Source organism: Pseudomonas sp. GW456-L12 (genome assembly GCF_059424045.1).
In genome coordinates this window covers 1-14,875 of the sequence record NZ_JBWKZA010000038.1, presented here as the reverse complement: position 1 = coordinate 14,875, position 14,875 = coordinate 1, and the positions used below count along the sequence as shown (strand labels likewise).

General features: G+C 63.9%; 14 protein-coding genes and 1 pseudogene. 6 read left to right on the top strand and 9 right to left on the bottom strand.

Features of this window, described 5'->3' with window-relative positions; genetic code table 11:
- Positions 1 to 11: 11 nt before the first annotated feature.
- On the top strand, positions 12 to 1,937 hold the full coding sequence (locus AC07Y9_RS28750) for a TadG family pilus assembly protein (protein WP_102680530.1): 1,926 nt from the start codon (positions 12 to 14) through the stop codon (positions 1,935 to 1,937).
- On the opposite strand, the gene AC07Y9_RS28745 is transcribed toward AC07Y9_RS28750, so the two are convergent.
- A complete protein-coding gene (locus AC07Y9_RS28745; RefSeq protein ID WP_102680529.1) occupies positions 1,922 to 4,690 on the bottom strand; it encodes a PAS domain-containing sensor histidine kinase in 2,769 nt (922 codons plus the stop codon). The genes AC07Y9_RS28750 and AC07Y9_RS28745 overlap by 16 nt on opposite strands.
- The gene (locus AC07Y9_RS28740; RefSeq protein WP_007928690.1) at positions 4,687 to 5,133 is read right to left on the bottom strand and encodes a TadE/TadG family type IV pilus assembly protein; all 447 of its coding nucleotides are present in this window, start codon (positions 5,131 to 5,133) and stop codon (positions 4,687 to 4,689) included. The genes AC07Y9_RS28745 and AC07Y9_RS28740 overlap by 4 nt, the downstream gene beginning before the upstream one ends.
- A 75-nt stretch (positions 5,134 to 5,208) precedes the next feature.
- On the opposite strand from AC07Y9_RS28740, the gene AC07Y9_RS28735 reads away from it, so the two are divergent.
- Both AC07Y9_RS28735 and AC07Y9_RS28730 read left to right on the top strand, forming a co-directional pair.
- Entirely contained in the window at positions 5,209 to 5,679 is a 471-nt protein-coding gene (locus AC07Y9_RS28735; protein WP_102680528.1) for a prepilin peptidase, read from the top strand.
- Positions 5,680 to 5,800: 121 nt separating this feature from the next.
- Positions 5,801 to 6,592 (top strand): response regulator transcription factor, encoded by a 792-nt coding sequence (locus AC07Y9_RS28730; RefSeq protein WP_102680539.1) that lies wholly within the window; start codon positions 5,801 to 5,803, stop codon positions 6,590 to 6,592.
- Between the two features lie 69 nt (positions 6,593 to 6,661).
- Here AC07Y9_RS28730 and AC07Y9_RS28725 read toward each other — a convergent pair whose 3' ends face one another.
- Genes AC07Y9_RS28725 through cpaB form a run of 6 tightly spaced genes read right to left on the bottom strand, consistent with a single transcriptional unit; the run spans position 6,662 to position 12,032 of the window.
- Positions 6,662 to 7,552, bottom strand: coding sequence for a type II secretion system F family protein (locus AC07Y9_RS28725; RefSeq protein WP_102680527.1), 891 nt, complete (start codon positions 7,550 to 7,552; stop codon positions 6,662 to 6,664).
- Position 7,553: 1 nt separating this feature from the next.
- Positions 7,554 to 8,438 carry a type II secretion system F family protein gene (locus AC07Y9_RS28720; protein ID WP_102680526.1) on the bottom strand — a complete coding sequence of 295 codons (885 nt, stop codon included), beginning with the start codon at positions 8,436 to 8,438 and terminating at the stop codon, positions 7,554 to 7,556.
- Between the two features lie 18 nt (positions 8,439 to 8,456).
- On the bottom strand, positions 8,457 to 9,731 hold the full coding sequence (locus AC07Y9_RS28715; RefSeq protein WP_009041999.1) for a TadA family conjugal transfer-associated ATPase: 1,275 nt from the start codon (positions 9,729 to 9,731) through the stop codon (positions 8,457 to 8,459).
- On the bottom strand, positions 9,728 to 10,918 hold the full coding sequence (locus AC07Y9_RS28710) for a CpaE/TadZ family protein (protein WP_102680525.1): 1,191 nt from the start codon (positions 10,916 to 10,918) through the stop codon (positions 9,728 to 9,730). Before AC07Y9_RS28710 ends, AC07Y9_RS28715 begins: the two co-directional genes overlap by 4 nt.
- A complete protein-coding gene (locus AC07Y9_RS28705; protein WP_172963078.1) occupies positions 10,915 to 11,073 on the bottom strand; it encodes a hypothetical protein in 159 nt (52 codons plus the stop codon). The genes AC07Y9_RS28710 and AC07Y9_RS28705 overlap by 4 nt, the downstream gene beginning before the upstream one ends.
- A gap of 20 nt (positions 11,074 to 11,093) precedes the next feature.
- Positions 11,094 to 12,032, bottom strand: coding sequence for a Flp pilus assembly protein CpaB (cpaB, locus tag AC07Y9_RS28700; RefSeq protein WP_087092536.1), 939 nt, complete (start codon positions 12,030 to 12,032; stop codon positions 11,094 to 11,096).
- Between the two features lie 322 nt (positions 12,033 to 12,354).
- Between cpaB and AC07Y9_RS28695 the strand changes: the two genes are divergently transcribed.
- From AC07Y9_RS28695 to AC07Y9_RS28685, 3 genes and pseudogenes are all read left to right on the top strand, one after another.
- Positions 12,355 to 12,588, top strand: a complete 234-nt coding sequence (locus AC07Y9_RS28695) for a Flp family type IVb pilin (RefSeq protein WP_087092535.1) — start codon at positions 12,355 to 12,357, stop codon at positions 12,586 to 12,588.
- A 68-nt stretch (positions 12,589 to 12,656) separates the two neighbouring features.
- Positions 12,657 to 13,070, top strand: coding sequence for a response regulator (locus tag AC07Y9_RS28690; RefSeq protein WP_007928714.1), 414 nt, complete (start codon positions 12,657 to 12,659; stop codon positions 13,068 to 13,070).
- Positions 13,071 to 13,092: 22 nt separating this feature from the next.
- Positions 13,093 to 13,305, top strand: a pseudogene (locus AC07Y9_RS28685) (hypothetical protein); the annotation flags it as partial.
- A gap of 63 nt (positions 13,306 to 13,368) precedes the next feature.
- On the opposite strand, the gene AC07Y9_RS28680 reads toward AC07Y9_RS28685, so the two are convergent.
- Positions 13,369 to 14,875: ShlB/FhaC/HecB family hemolysin secretion/activation protein (locus AC07Y9_RS28680; protein WP_102690490.1), on the bottom strand; the 1,507-nt coding region annotated here is incomplete at its 5' end.

The following is a 14,875-nucleotide window of genomic DNA, read 5'->3' as shown; positions in this document are numbered from 1 at the left end:
AGGAGTGCTCCATGTTTTCCCGCACGCAGTTTTCCGGACCGGCTCGGCAGCGTGGCGCTATTGGTCTGATAGGGGCGCTGGCGCTGAGCACGGCGGTGTTGTGCACCCTGGTGGTGGTCGACAGCGGGCGCCTGTACCTGGATCAGCGTGAGTTGCAGCGGGTGGCCGATAACGCTGCATTGGAGGCGGTGGCGCGGGGCGGCAATTGCCTGGCAGGGGGCAGCGCGGCGGCATTCGCCAGAGAAAGCGCGGCGCGCAACGGCTTTGTGGTGGGAGACGACAGACCGCTGACAGCCACCTGTGGCTCGCTGCAGACCGGTGCCGACAACCTGCGCACTTTCAGCCCCAACGCCAGCCAGGCCAGCGCCATCCGAGTGGTGGTCAGTGAAGCGGTGCCCACCAGCATCGCCCTCGGCGTAACCAATCTGTTTTCCGACAATCCCGTCAGCACCACGACCTCGTTGAGTGCCACGGCGGTAGCAGCTCAACCCAAGCCACCGCTGGCGCAATTGACGATTCGCAGCACGCTGGTCGACCTCAATCTGTTAAACGGCGCCCTCAGCGGTCTCGCAGGTAGCGCGATCAATGTCAGCCTGCTCGGTTGGCAGGGTCTGGTCGATACCGACATCAGCCTGCTCGGTTACCTGAAGCAGCTGGCCGTCGACCTGAATGTGAGCGCCGGAAACTACAGCGAACTGCTCGACGTCGATACCGATGTCACCCAACTGCTCCAGACCAGCATCAGCGTGGCCCAGAAGAACGGCGCCACCGCCGAGGTCCTGACGGCCCTAGGCAGCATTAAGGCCGCTGCGATCAATACGGCTCCGGTGAAACTGGGTGACCTGTTGAAGTTGCAGACCGGCACTGCGGACTCCGGGCTGGATGCCAACGTCCAATTGCTGAGCCTGGTCGAGGCGTTCCTGCAACTGGCCAGCAGCCAGAGCGCCGCGGCGGTCGAGCTGCCGGTGAGTGTGTTGGGGCTGGCGGGCGTCACCACCCGGGTCAAGATCGTTTCACCTCCCGAGTTCGCCATCGGCAACCCGGAACTGGCCGCCGTCGACCCGCTGGGACCCAATCGCATCTATGTACGTACCGCTCAGGTACGGGCGTTGCTGACGGTGGATCTCTCGCTGATCAACAGCGTGCTGCAGGCGGTGAATACCCTGCTGTCGCCGGTGGTGGTCACGCTCAATACGGTGCTCAGTGCCAATCTCAGCTGTGTGCTCGGTGGCCCCTGTGTAAAGACTGACCTGCTGATCCTGCCGAACGGCGCGAACCTGGATGTCAGCCTTGAAGTGGCGGCCGGCGACAGTCATGTCACCGGCTATACCTGCGTCAGCGACAGCGACAACAGCCTTTCCGTCGACACCACCACCTCCGCGGTCAAGCTCAAGGTCGGTCGAGTGGACGCCAGCAACTGGGCGTCTTCGACCGCTCAAGTCAGCGTGAGCCCGTTGCCTCTGGTGGATATCGGCGCGAGGACCTGCCAGGGGCTGCTTGGCCCTTGTGGGGCGCGCGTCTCGTTTGCCGGTGGTGGCAGCGAGTTGATGATCGACACGTCGGTCGCCGGTACCCACGAGCCGAATTTCACCTTCGTCAATCCGCCGAAAATGAAGCAGGAACTGGCGGACGACGATTGGCACAGCGTGACCGCGTCCAATGTGGTCAGCAGCCTGCGCGCGTCGTTGACTGGCATCACTCTGATTGAGCATCCGCCCAGCATCGGCAACCTGCTCGGTGTGGTACTCAATACCTTGCTGTCGGCATTGAACAGCGTGGTCGGCCTGCTGGCCACGGCTATCGGCGCCTTGCTCGGCCCGTTGCTGGACCCATTGCTGAACAATGTCCTGGCGGTGTTGGGCATCGATCTGGGCAAGGTCGAGGTGGGCGCCAACCTCACCTGCGGCCAGACCGGCCGGGCCTATCTGGTGATCTGATCGGTCTGTACCAACGGCAGCTCGATGCAGAAACAGGCGCCTTCGCCGGTGTTGCTTACGCTCAGCCGCCCGCCCATGTTCTCGACTATGCCGTAGCTCACCGAGAGCCCCAGGCCGGTGCCCACACCGACCGGCTTGGTGGTAAAGAACGGTTCGAAGATGCGCCCCAGCAGGCGCGGGTCGATGCCGCCGGCATTGTCTTCGACCAGCAGCCGCACCCGCTGCGCGTCATGCTCGGCGCGTATGGCGATCCAGGGCCGCAAGTCCGGATCCTGTTCGCGCCGGCCGAGCAGCGCATCCCGGGCATTGACCAGCAGGTTGATCAAGACTTGCTCAAGCTGATCGACATGGCCCCGCACCTGCACCTTGAAGTCGATTGGCGCGACACGCAATTCAACGCCTTTGCCGCGCATGCCGTCGGCCAGCAGCGACAGGCAGCCTTCCACCGCCTGGGCCGGATCGAAAGGTTGTTGCTCGATCTCCGAGCTGCGGCCAAACACCCGCATATGGTCCACCACCCGGCCGGCCCGCTGGACCTGGGCATCGATGCGCTTGAGCTTGTCCTGCAGGTAGTCGAGTTGCACGTCGCCGTTGTTCAGGCGCTTGAGCACGTTGACGATGGCCATGCGCATCACATTCAGCGGCTGGTTGATTTCATGGGCCAGCCCGGTGGCCATTTCGCCCAGGGTGGCCATCTTCGCGCTTTGCATGAGTTGCAGCTGGGAGCGGCGGACTTCGGTGTTGTCGCGGCCGACGGCCTGGATCTCCCGCAGGCGTCCTTGCTCGTCGAACACCCCGCGGTCGGACCAGACCCACCAGGCATGTTCGCGCCCCGGCAGTTGCAGGTTGATTTCCGCGGTGCTGACCGGAAATTCCGGGGTCAGCTGGCGGATGCGTTGCACGAAGGCGGCGTGTTGTTCGGCGGACAGCCAGTCACCGAGGTTGGCTCCGGCCAGTTGTTCGGGCGGGCATTCCAGGTAGGTCGCCAGGGGCCGGTTGCCGAAGGTCAGGGTCAGGTCGGGCAGGTAGCGGCAGATCATCGCCGGGGAGTCTTCCACCAGGATCCGGTAACGCTCCTCGCTGAGTCGTATCTGCTCGGCGGCCAGGGTGGCGTCGGTGACGTCCAGCCACAGGCCGACGGCTTCGACCGGCATGCCCAGGTCGTCGCGCAGCAGCCTGGCCTCGTCGAGCACCCAGTGGTATTCGCCACGGCTGTCGAGCAGGCGATAGCGGCTGCGCACCGCGCCTTCGCGCAGCAGTTGCCGGTTGCGCTCGAAGTAGCGGTCGCGGTCGTCGGCATGCACCCGTTCCGCCAGTGCGTCGTCGTTGCAGTCGTTCAGGGTCCAGCCGAGCAACGGCTGCAGGCTGTCGCTGAAAAACGTCGGCTGCAACGCACCCTCGACATAGCGCTGGACATAGATCACCGCCGGCGAATGGGCGATCAGGTTGTCCAGCCGGGCGTGGGCCGCGGCCGCCTGCTGCTCCTGGTTCTTGATGTCGCTGATGTCCAGCATGAAACCGACGAAGCGCTGGTTCTGGCCAATGCCCAGGGCTTGCCCCTGCAGGCGGTACCAGATGGCCGGCAACTGCGGGTCGGCCCGCTGCAACCGTACGCAGAGCAGCAGCGGTTTGCCCTGTCGCAACTCTTGCAGGCGGCTGCTCAGTTCCTGGCGATCGGCGGGGTGGATCAGGGCCAGCCAGGCCTGCAGCGACAAGCGCCGGGTCTGGGGTTCCAGCAGCAGGTTGAGGGCCAGCTGCGGCGCCAGCTGGATCTCGTTGTCCTGCGCGAACAACTCCCACCAACCGGTGCCGAGCAAACCTTGCAAGGCCTCCAGGCGCTCCAGCTGGTGATGGTGCTGCTGTTCGCGCAAGCGTCCGAGCAAGGGCCCGGCCAGGGCGGCACTCAATTGCAGCCAGTCCCGTTCGCTCAACTGCGGTGCTTGCTGGCGTACCGGGTAGAAGCCGCAGAGCAGCCAGGCCGCGACACCGTGATCGTCGCGAAAGGGCACGACAAAGCCCTCGCTGCTGCCGAACGCACGTTGCAGGCGCGGATGCTCGCCAAGGCCTTGAGTGAAGATCAGCGACTGCGGGGCATTGCCGTTCAGGCTGTCCAGCCCGGTGCCCAGGACCTGGCCCTTGTGCCACAGCTGCGGTGCATCGGCGGCCTGATACAGGCCATGGATGTACCAGCCCTGTTCCAGGTCGTCGAGCAGCGCCAGGGCGAGGCAGGGGATATGCCAGTGCTGGGCCAGGGCATGGAGTTGCTCATGCAGCACCTCGGGCAGGCGAAAGAGGCTGCACAGGCGCAGCTGTTCGCTGATCTGCACGGCGAACTGCTGGCAGTCCTGGCGTTGCTGCGCCTGCTGGCGTTCCAGCAACAGGTCGCCGATGTCCAGCAGGTGCAGGAGCCAGCCTTGGGTAGACGGTTGCACCCAGCCGCGCAGGTGCAGGGTTTGCCCGCCGGCACCATGGAAGTCCAGGTCGAGCATGTGCCCCTGCCAGTCGCCAGGGCTGCCTTCGACACTCAGCGCGCTGTGCGCCAGCAGGTAGTCCAGCAACGGCGCCGGCCCTTCGGCGGCCGGCGGCTGGGCCAGGGCGTGGCGTAGCGGGCCGGTCATTTGCAGTACCTGGGCGTTGTGGTCCAGGTGCACCAGCAGGCCGACCCCGGGCGTGGCCAGGGGCGGCGCGGGAGGAAGCGCCTGGGGCGTCGTCCGGCCGAGAAAACGCCCGAGGAGTTTGTCGCCCGAGCTCAAAATTGCAGACTCGACTGGGCGCTGAGGTTCGCGGGCAGGGCGGGCACGCTGCCCAGGCCCGGCAGCACCAGGAAGGGGATGACCTGTCTGAGCTTGTCGGTGGAGTAGTGGACACGGACCGTGAGCAGGCCACCCGCGTAAGTCACGGTGGCATCGCTGGCGTTGTTGGCATTGAAGTTGAAGGCCTGTGGAATCCAGGTCAGTTGCTCGCGCAAGGTGTTCTTCGCGCGTGCTATCAGGGCGGCGTCATAGCCGGGCGTGGCGGGGTCCAGGGCGACGCTGCGCCGCACCGCTTCGGCAGTGGCCTTATTGAAGGACTGCACCATCAGAAGCGGCACGCTGTAGCTGACCAGGGCATAAAACACGGCGAAAAAAATGATGAAGACCATGGCGAACTCGATGGCCACGGCACCTTTTTGTTTTTCTGGCAGGTCGACTTTCACGGCGGCGTCTACCCTGACTGCTAGTAGGTCAAGTCAGCATAGAATCATTCAGCCAGAAGGGATGTTTTTTAACCGATGCAGCATTGGATTCTATTGGCTTGGCTGGGGCTGTGCGCGGTGCAGGATATCCGCCAGCGTCATCTCGCCAACGGCTTGACCCTGGGCGTCGCGCTGCTGGCGTTGGGGTATTTGCTGTGGGCCGGCAACACCTGGCTGGGCGCCGACGCGGTGCAGGGGGGCAGGGCGCTGTTGCTGGCGTTGCTGCTGACCGTGCCGGGCTATGTGCTGGGCCGGATGGGCGGCGGCGACGTGAAGCTCCTGGCGGCCCTGGGGCTGGCGTCCGACCCCCTGCACCTGCTGGGTACCTTCATCGGTGCCGCGTTGGCCAGCGGCCTGTGGTGGTTGCTCGCGCCCAGGCTGTTGCCCGCGGCCGACCAACCGCTGGCAAGGTCCTTGCGATACCTCGATCCGCGGCAGGGGCAAAAGTACGCCTTTGCCCCTTTCGTCCTGGTCGGCATGGCCCTGACTCTGCTGTGGGCCCGCTAGTCGTGCCGCCTATCTCTATGTACATAGTCGGAAAGTAGTCTACGTTTATTCTGTACCTGCCCGAAGTGGACGCGGCAGGGCAGGAACATTCGTCTTGGGCTTGCCAGGCATGGAGTTGCGCGTGAACAAGCTTATATCCCGCATCAAAGTACTCGTGGTCGACGACCAGCCGTTGATAGTCGAAGAGCTTTGCGAGTTTCTTGAAAGCAGCGGCTATCGCTGCGTCCCTTGTGAGTCCAGCCGCCAGGCGATCCAGCAGTTCAATGAAGATGCCGAAATCGGCCTGGTACTGTGCGACCTGCACATGCCCGATCTCGATGGCATCCAGTTGGTGCAGGAACTGCAGCGTATCGCCGGCAAGCATCGGGTCTTCGAGGCCATCATGCTCACCGGCCAGGCCGACAAGCAGGATGTGATCAAGGCCTTGCGCGCCGGCATCGCCGATTACTACCAGAAACCGATCGACCTCGATGAGCTGCTGGCCGGTCTGCAACGCCAGGAGGAAACGTTGCAGGAGCGGCAGAAAAACCTGCAGCTGGGGCACCTGAACCAGAAGCTGCAGTTCCTTTCCGAATCCATCGACGACCTTTACCAGGATCTGGACAAAGTACGTCGCGCGCCACTCGCGCCACCGACGACGCCGGCGTCGGACCAGGGCGGCGGCGAGGCGGAGCAGATCGAAATCCCGGCGATCTTCAATCAGCTGTCGCCCCGGCAACTGGATGTGGCCCGCCTGGTAGGCAAGGGGCAGACCAACTACCAGATCGCCTGTGAACTGGGGATCACGGAAAACACCGTGAAGCTCTACGTGTCCCAGGTGCTGCGCCTGACCCATATGCACAACCGCACCCAACTGGCATTGGCGCTGGCACCGAGCAACTCGGGGTTGCGCCAGCGCGTGACCGCCCACTGATTATTCCCCATGTGCAGCACCCCCCGACGGTCGCGAGGGTGTGCTGCGCATGCAGGCCGCTGCATCCTTCTATTGGTGGGCGAAAGCCCGGGCAATGGCGCTGACGCCAGGGCCGGCCAGGACGATCAGTAACGCCGGGAAGAGAAACAGCATCATCACGACGGACATTTTCGCGGACATCTTCGAGATGTATTCCTGCAGGCGCGTCAGGCGCCGGTCATCGAGCAGCAGCTTGAGCGACTGCAACGACTTCATCGCCCCACCGCCCTGGTAAATCAGCTGTTGCAGGATCACGCAGGTGTCGGTGAACTCATCGACGGCCAGCAGCCGCGCGGACTTATTCAGTTCGTCCCCCAGTTCCAGGCCGGAATCCACCCGGGCCAGCACCATGCGCAATTCCTGGGTCAGGGCCGGCAGCAGTTTCTGCGCGTCCTTGCTCAACACCCGCAGGGCCTGTTCCACCGCCATGCCCGATTCGAACAGGATGCGCACCAGAGGAATGAAGGTGGAGATATCGACCGCCAGTTGTTTCTGCCGCCTGCCGGCGGCCATGGCCAACAGGCGCTTGGGCAACAGGTAACCGAGGCTCATGGCGAACACCGGGGCGACCCAGTGGTTTTTCGCCGCCGGGAAAAACACCCCCTGGATCACCAGGGTCAGGCCGAGGGCGAGAATCGGTGCGCCGATCTGGCAGGCGGCGAACAGCGAGCGTTGCCGCGCGCTGCGCCAGCCCAGGCGGTTGAGCAGCAACTGGGTTTCGTTGTCGAGCCTGACCGCGTGCTGGCCGACCTTGCTGTCGCCCAGCACGTGCAGCCAGTTGCCGAGTGTGTTGTCGCGCGCCAGGTGCCCCTGCAGGCGCTCGGTCACCTGGCGCGTTCGCCGGCGTTGTTCCAGCAAGCTGCTCAGCACCAGCAGCATGGCCGCGAGAAACAACAGTGCGCTGATCAGCAAGGCCGTCATGTCAAACACTCCGCAGCATGCGCCACAGCAGCGCGCAGCCCATGACCTGCAAACCGAAGGCGGCCAGCAGCATCATCCGGCCGCCGCTCTGGTTCCACATGCTCATCAGGTAGGTCGGGTTGGCTATCAGGAAATAGCCGGCCAATGACACCGGCAGGGCCGCGAGGACCATCGCCGTGATACGGGTTTCGCCGGTCATCGCGCGCAGTTGCCGGGCGGCCTGGTCGCGTTCGCGGATCAGCTTGATCAGGTTTTCCAGCAGCTCGCTGGCATTGCCGCCATAGCGGTGGTTGACCTTGAGCCCCAGGGCGAACAGGCGCAGTTCATCGCGCTCGTACAATTCGGCGAAGTCCGCCACCGCATCCGGCAGGTTGACCCCCAGCTGCACGTTGCGCTGGACCCGGCCCATGGCGTGCTTCAAGGGATTGTCGGCGGCCTCGATGCCGCCCAGCACCGCGTCGGCCAGGGTGCGTCCCGACTTGAGGCTGCGCACGGCATGGTCGAGCAATGGCGGCAGCTGTTCGATCATGCGCTTGAGGCGCCGCCGGTACAGCCAGCTGATATACAGGCGCAGCAGCACAGGCGGTGCGACGAGCAGGGCGAGCAGCCCCGGCCACTTGCCCAGCCCATACCCGAGCATGCAGCCCAGGGCCCAGACCACCAGCCATAGCCCCAGGCGTTCGGTGGGACGACTGAGGCCCGCGCGCAGAAAGGCCCTTTCGAGCCGGTTCCACGAGGTCTTTTCCTCGCTTGGTTGCGGTTGCCCCTGGGCCAGGCGGTCGAGCACCCGGGCGGTGCGGGCCTGGCGCAGGCCGCTGTAGAACATCCAGCCCGACAGCCCCAGCAGGGTCAGGCACAGGAGGGCAAGCAGCACGGGACCTAACATGCGGTGGCGCTCCTTGGCTCAGTTGACGGGCAGGTCGGCGTCGCGTCGCAGCTTGTCGCCAGCGGGGTTGGCCGCTTCGCGCAGAAAGCCGAAACCGCTACGTCGGTTCAGACGGAACAGGGTGTTGGTGACGTAGATGTTTTCGCGTACGCCGACCACTTCCACCACCTCGCTGACGCAGCGCCGGCCATCGGGCAGGCGCGTCAGCTGAATCACCACGTCCAGGGCCGCGCAGATCATCTGCCGCAGGGTGCGTTCGGCCACCTGGCGCCCGGTCAGGCCCACCAGGGTTTCCAGGCGCAGCAGGGCATCCTGGGCATTGTTGGCGTGCACGGTGCTCATGGAACCGTCGTGGCCGGTGTTCATCGCCGTCAGCACATCGAGCACTTCGACGCCACGGATCTCGCCGAGGATGATCCGGTCCGGGCGCATGCGCAGGGCGTTGCGAATCAGGTCGCTGGCCTTGACCTCGCCATGGCCTTCGGCGTTCGGCGGGCGGGTTTCCAGGCGCACCACATGGGGATGGCCCAGTTGCAGTTCGGCCACGTCCTCGATGGTCACCAGGCGTTCGTGAGGGTTGATCAACTGGCTGAGGATATTCAGCAGGGTGGTCTTGCCGGTGCCGGTGCCGCCGCTGATCAGGATGTTGCAACGCTTGCCCACGGCCTCCTGGACGAATTCGAAGATCGCCTGGTCGATGGTCTGCATGGCCATCAGGTCGCTGCTCTTGAGCATGTCCTTGCGGAATTTGCGGATCGACAGGCAAGGGCCGTCGAGGGCGATCGGCGGGATGATCGCGTTGACCCGGCTGCCGTCGGGCAGCCGTGCATCGACCATGGGCGAGGACTCGTCGAGGCGTCGACCCAGGGGCGCGAGGATGCGTTGCATGACCCGCTCCACATGGTGCGCGTCGATGAAGCGCAGGTCGCTCTGGTGCAGCACGCCATCGCGCTCGACGAATACACGGTGCGGGCCGTTGACCAGGATCTCGGTCACCGCCGGATCGCGCAGCAAGACTTCCAGCGGGCCGAAACCGGTGAGTTCGTCCACCAGTTCTTCGGCCAGGCGCTCCATTTCATAGCGGGAAATCGCCAGGTGCAGGCGCGAGATGTACTCGGCCACCTTGTCGGTAATGAATCGCGCCAGTGCCTGGCGCGAACCTTCCAGCAGGTTTTTCCCCGACTCTTCGATGGCGTCGATGACGTAGCGATGCAGCACCAGTTTCAGGCCCTCGTGATCGGTGTTGCCGACCGGGCTGTGGGACTGGGCGCCGAAAAGTTTTTCTCTGCTCATCGACTTCCCCTGAGGCGTTCGAACCAGCCGGGCTTCGCCGTGGGCAGCCCTTGGGAGCGTCTGGCCAGGCGCTCGCCGAGGGTCTTCAGGGCTTGGGTCAGGCCTTCGCGGGGGGCCAGTTCGAACAGTGTGACGCCCTGGTTTTTCGCGTTGAGGCGTACCTCGGGGCTATAGGCCAGGACCGCGATCACTTCCAGGGCAAAGGTCTTGCCCAGGGTTTGCGCATCCGGAGCGACCCCGCGCAGGTAGCGGTCGACCAATAGGCGGGCGTGTTCCAGCTTCATGCCTTTTTCGCGCCAGAGATTGAGCACCGCCAGGTTGCGGCGGCAGTCGAGTACGCTCTGGTCGGTGTACCAGAGCAACTTGTCGCAATGACCGACGAAGGTGCGCAGGGCCTCGCTGTCCGGTTGTCCGGTGAGGTTCACCACGATGTGCTGGAAGTGCTGGCGCAGGGCGCTGAGCAGCATGTACAACTCGGCGGCGCTGGTGCGCTCCAGCGGCTCGTCATGGCCGGCATAGGCCAGGATCCGCAGCCCGGCTTCGGTGCTGGTGACGGCACTGTCGATCAGGGTCGCATCCAGGCGCCGCAGATGACGCAAGGCATCGCCGAAGTGGAACGAGCTTTCCAGCCCCAACAGCGCCAGGCTGTCGCCGCGCGGCAGGCCGAGGTCTAGCAACAGCGTCTGCTGGCCGCTCTTCTGCACCACCAGTGCCAGATGGCTGGCGAGCAGGGCGCCATCGGCATCGCTCTGGGTGCCGTAGAGCACGGTCAGGCCGCCAAGCTGGGTGCTCGGCGTGACCTGGGGCAGGCGTTTGCTCAGGCGCCGTACCAGGCCGGCCACTTCGCTGGAGCGCGAGCCGTAGGCCACGAAGTCGCGGGCTCCGGCGCGCATGGCGTTGAGTACCAGTTGGTTGTCCATGCCGTCGCCCAGGGCGACGATGGCCAGCATCGGCTTGGCCTCCAGCGCGCCCTCGATCAACGCCGACTGGGTGACTACATGCTCGCGATCGAGACCGACGAAGACCAGGCTGGCGAATGTCACATCCACCAGCGCCAGCAATTCGTCGAGGCTGCCGCTGCCAGCGCTGACCACCTGCCCGAGTGGCGCCAGGGCGCCTTGCAGCCATTCCAGGTCGGTGCCGTTGCGGGTGATCGCGAGGAAGGTCTGGCTCAGGTTCTGACTCATTGCGATAGCCCACTGCGTTGATTGAAGTTGCGGTTTTCCAGGGAGTACCCGTTCGGGTCGTGCTTACACAGCGGGGCGTCGCCCTCGGCAGGTACACCGCTCGACATCAGGGGCCGGATCAGGCCTTTGAACAGGGGCTGGGAATCATTGGACATGAAGAAGTGTCCTTGCATGATCAGGGTGTTTGTTGACTCGCTTCGATGCCGCGTATGACTTCTATCTGGGCGCGACGCGATGTGGCGTCGAACGTTCTGGTGGTGGAGGGAGAGGGGGTGGACAGGGCCAACTGGTTGAACTGGATCAAGGATCTGTCGGCGTTTTGCAGATGCTTCGACGCGCTTTTTTCGCCGGCCCAGTAATGCGCCAGGCGTTTCTCGTCGGCGCTGCGTACCGCCAGGCGCAGAACGCCGGCTTGAGCCGCGAGCATCAAGCGGCTCAGCAAGGGTTCCGGGACAGCCAGCAACACGCTGCGCGCGTTCAGGCGACGCTGATCCTGTTTGAGTTTTTCCTCGGCACTGGCGGGCGGCGAGCCCGGCTTGCCATCGTTGGTCAGGCCCAGTTGCTCGCCAATGCCCAGCACCCGCAGGGCCGGCACCACGACCTGGGCCGAGGGCAGCAGGTTGTTGCTGTCCTGGCGCAGGAACAGCAGCACATCGACGTAGTCGCCAGGGCTCAGTTGCCCGCTGGCGCCGATGACTTCGTCTACCGCGACGGCCAGGGCGCGCTCGTCGGCACGGATCATGCGGGCCACGCTGCCCCCGGCTTCGAAGCTTTCCTCGCTCAGCCAGGTCCCCGCCGGCAACGCCCGCCATGGCGTGCGTCCGATGACTTGATCGAGGCTTTTGAGGCTGCCGGCGGGCGCGGTGCGCAGCCGCTCCAGCGTGACATCGCCAGCCTTGATGGGAACGAACGGAGGTATGTCGCGTACCAGCACCGCGACGGGCTGGCGAGTCGCATCATCGGCGGAAGCAGTGACGGTTTGCACGGCGTCGGGGGAAGGCTGCGCTACAGGTTGCGCTGCGGGCCGGCGACTCAATGCCAGGCCCCAGTAACCGGCAATGAGAGCCCCCACCAGAAACACCCCAGCCAACCCCATAGTGATACGACTGTTCATGACGGCTCTCCCTTTCCCGCTGCATTACCGACTCGCACATCCAATGAGTCAATTTCGCAATCAGGCAGCTATGAACAAGCAACTATTTCGCTATTTGAAGGTAGAACAGCTGCAACAAAACGCCATTACTGTCGAGAAAATAACTTGGCTCATCCGTGCCCTGTCTGATGTCGCGTTTTTTTTGACGTCAAAGAGACGAGCTAATACTTAATGATTAATTCGTTCTTACAGTTGTTGGCTGGAATTTTGTTGACAATGCTGTGGTGGCACAGGGGAATCATGTTGCAACGCTGCAACACCCGATGCATTGAGGAGAAACTAGATGTTCTTCATTCTCGCTACCCAATGGATCACCCTTCTGGCCTCCCGGCTCCTGCGTTTCCTCAAGAACAACGAGGGGGCGTCAGGGATCGAATACGCACTTATCGCCGGCATGGTGGCCGTGGCCATCGCGGCATTCGTACCTGACATTTCAAGCGCTATCACCACCACCTTCACGACTTTGCAAGGGGCGTTGGAGGGCGACACTACCGCTGCTGCTCCTAGTACCCCGTAACACCGGTCCTCAAGGCTTTATCGAGGCGTCGATACCCATCGGTATTCAGTCACTTTCAGGTATTGCCCATGAGCTCCTCTTCGTTTCCACGCCAGCAGCTTCTTCTCGTGGACGATGAAGAGGACGCTCTGCTCGAGCTCGCCGAATTGCTCGAAGGTGAAGGCTTTTGCTGCTTCACCGCGACCTCGGTCAAGCTCGCCCTGGCCCATCTCACTCAACACCCGGACATCGCGCTGGTCATCACCGACCTGCGCATGCCGGAGGAGAGTGGCCTGTCGCTGATCAGGCGCCTGCGCGATCACACCTCCCGCCAGCACCTGCCGGTGATCGTCACCTCGGGGCATGCCGACATGGATGACGTCAGCGACCTGCTGCGCCTGCAAGTGCTGGACCTGTTCCGCAAACCCATCTATCACGTGCGCCTGCTGGAAACCCTGAACACGCTGTTCCCGCTGCCACGTATCCATCTGGTCAATCCCTGAACCTGCGTGATGATCGATTCGTATCGCTGACAAGGCCAACACCACCTCGACCTTTGTCCTGGGGGGCGCGCCATTCACCACCAGCGGCGCATCGCCGGTACGCGACAGTTATGAAACGATCCTGGGCGCGACCTATCGCGTCGGTGCCTGGAGCCTGGGCGGTTCGTACAACTACCTGACCAAGACCGACTTCTCTGCTGACACCTTCACCGCCAAGGTGCGCTACGACTTCTGATGCTCGCCTGAACACAACGACCCGCCTTGGAGCGGGTCGTTTTCGTTTGGCTTGAGGGGCTTTTTACAGCTGGTAGCTGAAACTCAGGGTGTAGCGCGGGCGCCGGTTGTGGGTGTCCAGGGCTTCATCGGACATCGGCTTGGCCGCTTCGAGGGAGATGTTGTAGTACTTGGCGTCGCCAAAGCGCAGGCCGACGGCGGCCGATGACAGGTCGTTGCCCTGGACCGGCAGTTCGTTGAACCAGGTCCGCGAGCGATCCAGCACCACGTACGGCTGGAGGATTCGCAGCCAGCGGTCTTCGCGATTGAAGCTGTAGTTCACCTCGTAGGCCGCGCCCCAGCCCTTGTCGCCAGACGCCTGGTCGTCGGGGTAGCCACGGCCGAAGTTCTGCCCGCCGAACACCGCGCGCTCGCTGTCGGGCAGGTTGTCGCGGCTCCAGTACAGGGCCGCCGACAGCACTCCTTGCCAGTTGTCGAAGAACTTGTCGCTCTGCACGCCGGACAGGCGCACGCGGAAGAAGTCCAGGTCGTACAGGTTGTCGTTGGTCTTCGCGCCCAGGGCGTCCAGCCCCTGGTACACCCCGGCACTGAGAATCCTTAGTTGGCGTGCATTGGCCTTGCGCCAGTCGCCCTCGAAGGCCAGGGCGCGAATGTCGGTTTTCAGTTCGACGCTCTGCGGATAACCCACCACTTGATAGCGGGTCTTGTCGTTGACCGCATACAGGCGCGAACCCAGGATCAGCAGCTCGTTGGGCGCGGCGATGACTGGGTGGCTCAAGCCTATGGAGTAGCGGTCGTTCTCCCGGTGGGGCTTGAGTTCGAGGCCGTTGTCGAGCCGCACATTGGTCCCCGGGTCGGCGCGGTAGCGCGTGCCGTACAGGCTCAGTTGGGTGCCTTCGTCATTGAGAAATTGGTTGTAGTCCAGGCGGTAGTAGTGCTCGTGATCGTCCCCCGGCGGGAACAGACCGCTGAGGGTTACCTGCTCGCCCATGGAGGTCTGCGAGTTGCTGCTGACCGCCAGCAAGGCTTGCAGGCCATTGCGGTTGTCGTCGGTGGTGCTGAGGCTGCTGGTGAACGGTTTGCGGCTGGCCTGGGCAATCAGGTAGGCCGCGCCGTCGGTGGTTCCCGGCGGCGGCACCTGGGCTTGCAGGGTGACCCCGGGAATACGGCTCATCAGGGTGGTGTAGTGCTCGAAGGTCTTGCGGGTCAGCGGCCGTTCGGCCTTGAGTTTTGCCACCAGTTTGTCGAGATAGGCCGAGACCGGGCCGATATCGCCCTGCAGCTGGTAATCCTTGATGTAGCCCTCCACCAGGACCACGCGCACGGTGCCCTGGTCGAAGCTCTGTTGCGGCAGGAACGCATAGGACAACAGGTAGCCGTCCTGCTGGTAGCGGCGGGTGATTTCCCGGGTGGCTTCGATCAGTTGCCCCAGGGTGCTTGCATGGCCGATCAGCGGCTTGTAGATCTCTGCCAGCTCGCTCAGTGGATAGAGGGTGCCGCCCTCGATCTGCACGGTGCTGACGTTGACTGTGGTGCCCATCATCAGGGGCTGGGCCTGGGGTTCCGTGGGG

Coding starts and splice junctions, on each gene's coding strand:
- AC07Y9_RS28725 (WP_102680527.1), bottom strand. CDS start 7,552: ATGACGGCCTTGCTGATCAGCGCACTGTTGTTTCTCGCGGCCATGCTG.
- AC07Y9_RS28690 (WP_007928714.1), top strand. CDS start 12,657: ATGAGCTCCTCTTCGTTTCCACGCCAGCAGCTTCTTCTCGTGGACGAT.
- AC07Y9_RS28735 (WP_102680528.1), top strand. CDS start 5,209: ATGCAGCATTGGATTCTATTGGCTTGGCTGGGGCTGTGCGCGGTGCAG.
- AC07Y9_RS28750 (WP_102680530.1), top strand. CDS start 12: ATGTTTTCCCGCACGCAGTTTTCCGGACCGGCTCGGCAGCGTGGCGCT.
- cpaB (WP_087092536.1), bottom strand. CDS start 12,032: ATGAACAGTCGTATCACTATGGGGTTGGCTGGGGTGTTTCTGGTGGGG.
- AC07Y9_RS28715 (WP_009041999.1), bottom strand. CDS start 9,731: ATGAGCAGAGAAAAACTTTTCGGCGCCCAGTCCCACAGCCCGGTCGGC.
- AC07Y9_RS28710 (WP_102680525.1), bottom strand. CDS start 10,918: ATGAGTCAGAACCTGAGCCAGACCTTCCTCGCGATCACCCGCAACGGC.
- AC07Y9_RS28720 (WP_102680526.1), bottom strand. CDS start 8,438: ATGTTAGGTCCCGTGCTGCTTGCCCTCCTGTGCCTGACCCTGCTGGGG.
- AC07Y9_RS28695 (WP_087092535.1), top strand. CDS start 12,355: ATGTTCTTCATTCTCGCTACCCAATGGATCACCCTTCTGGCCTCCCGG.
- AC07Y9_RS28705 (WP_172963078.1), bottom strand. CDS start 11,073: ATGTCCAATGATTCCCAGCCCCTGTTCAAAGGCCTGATCCGGCCCCTG.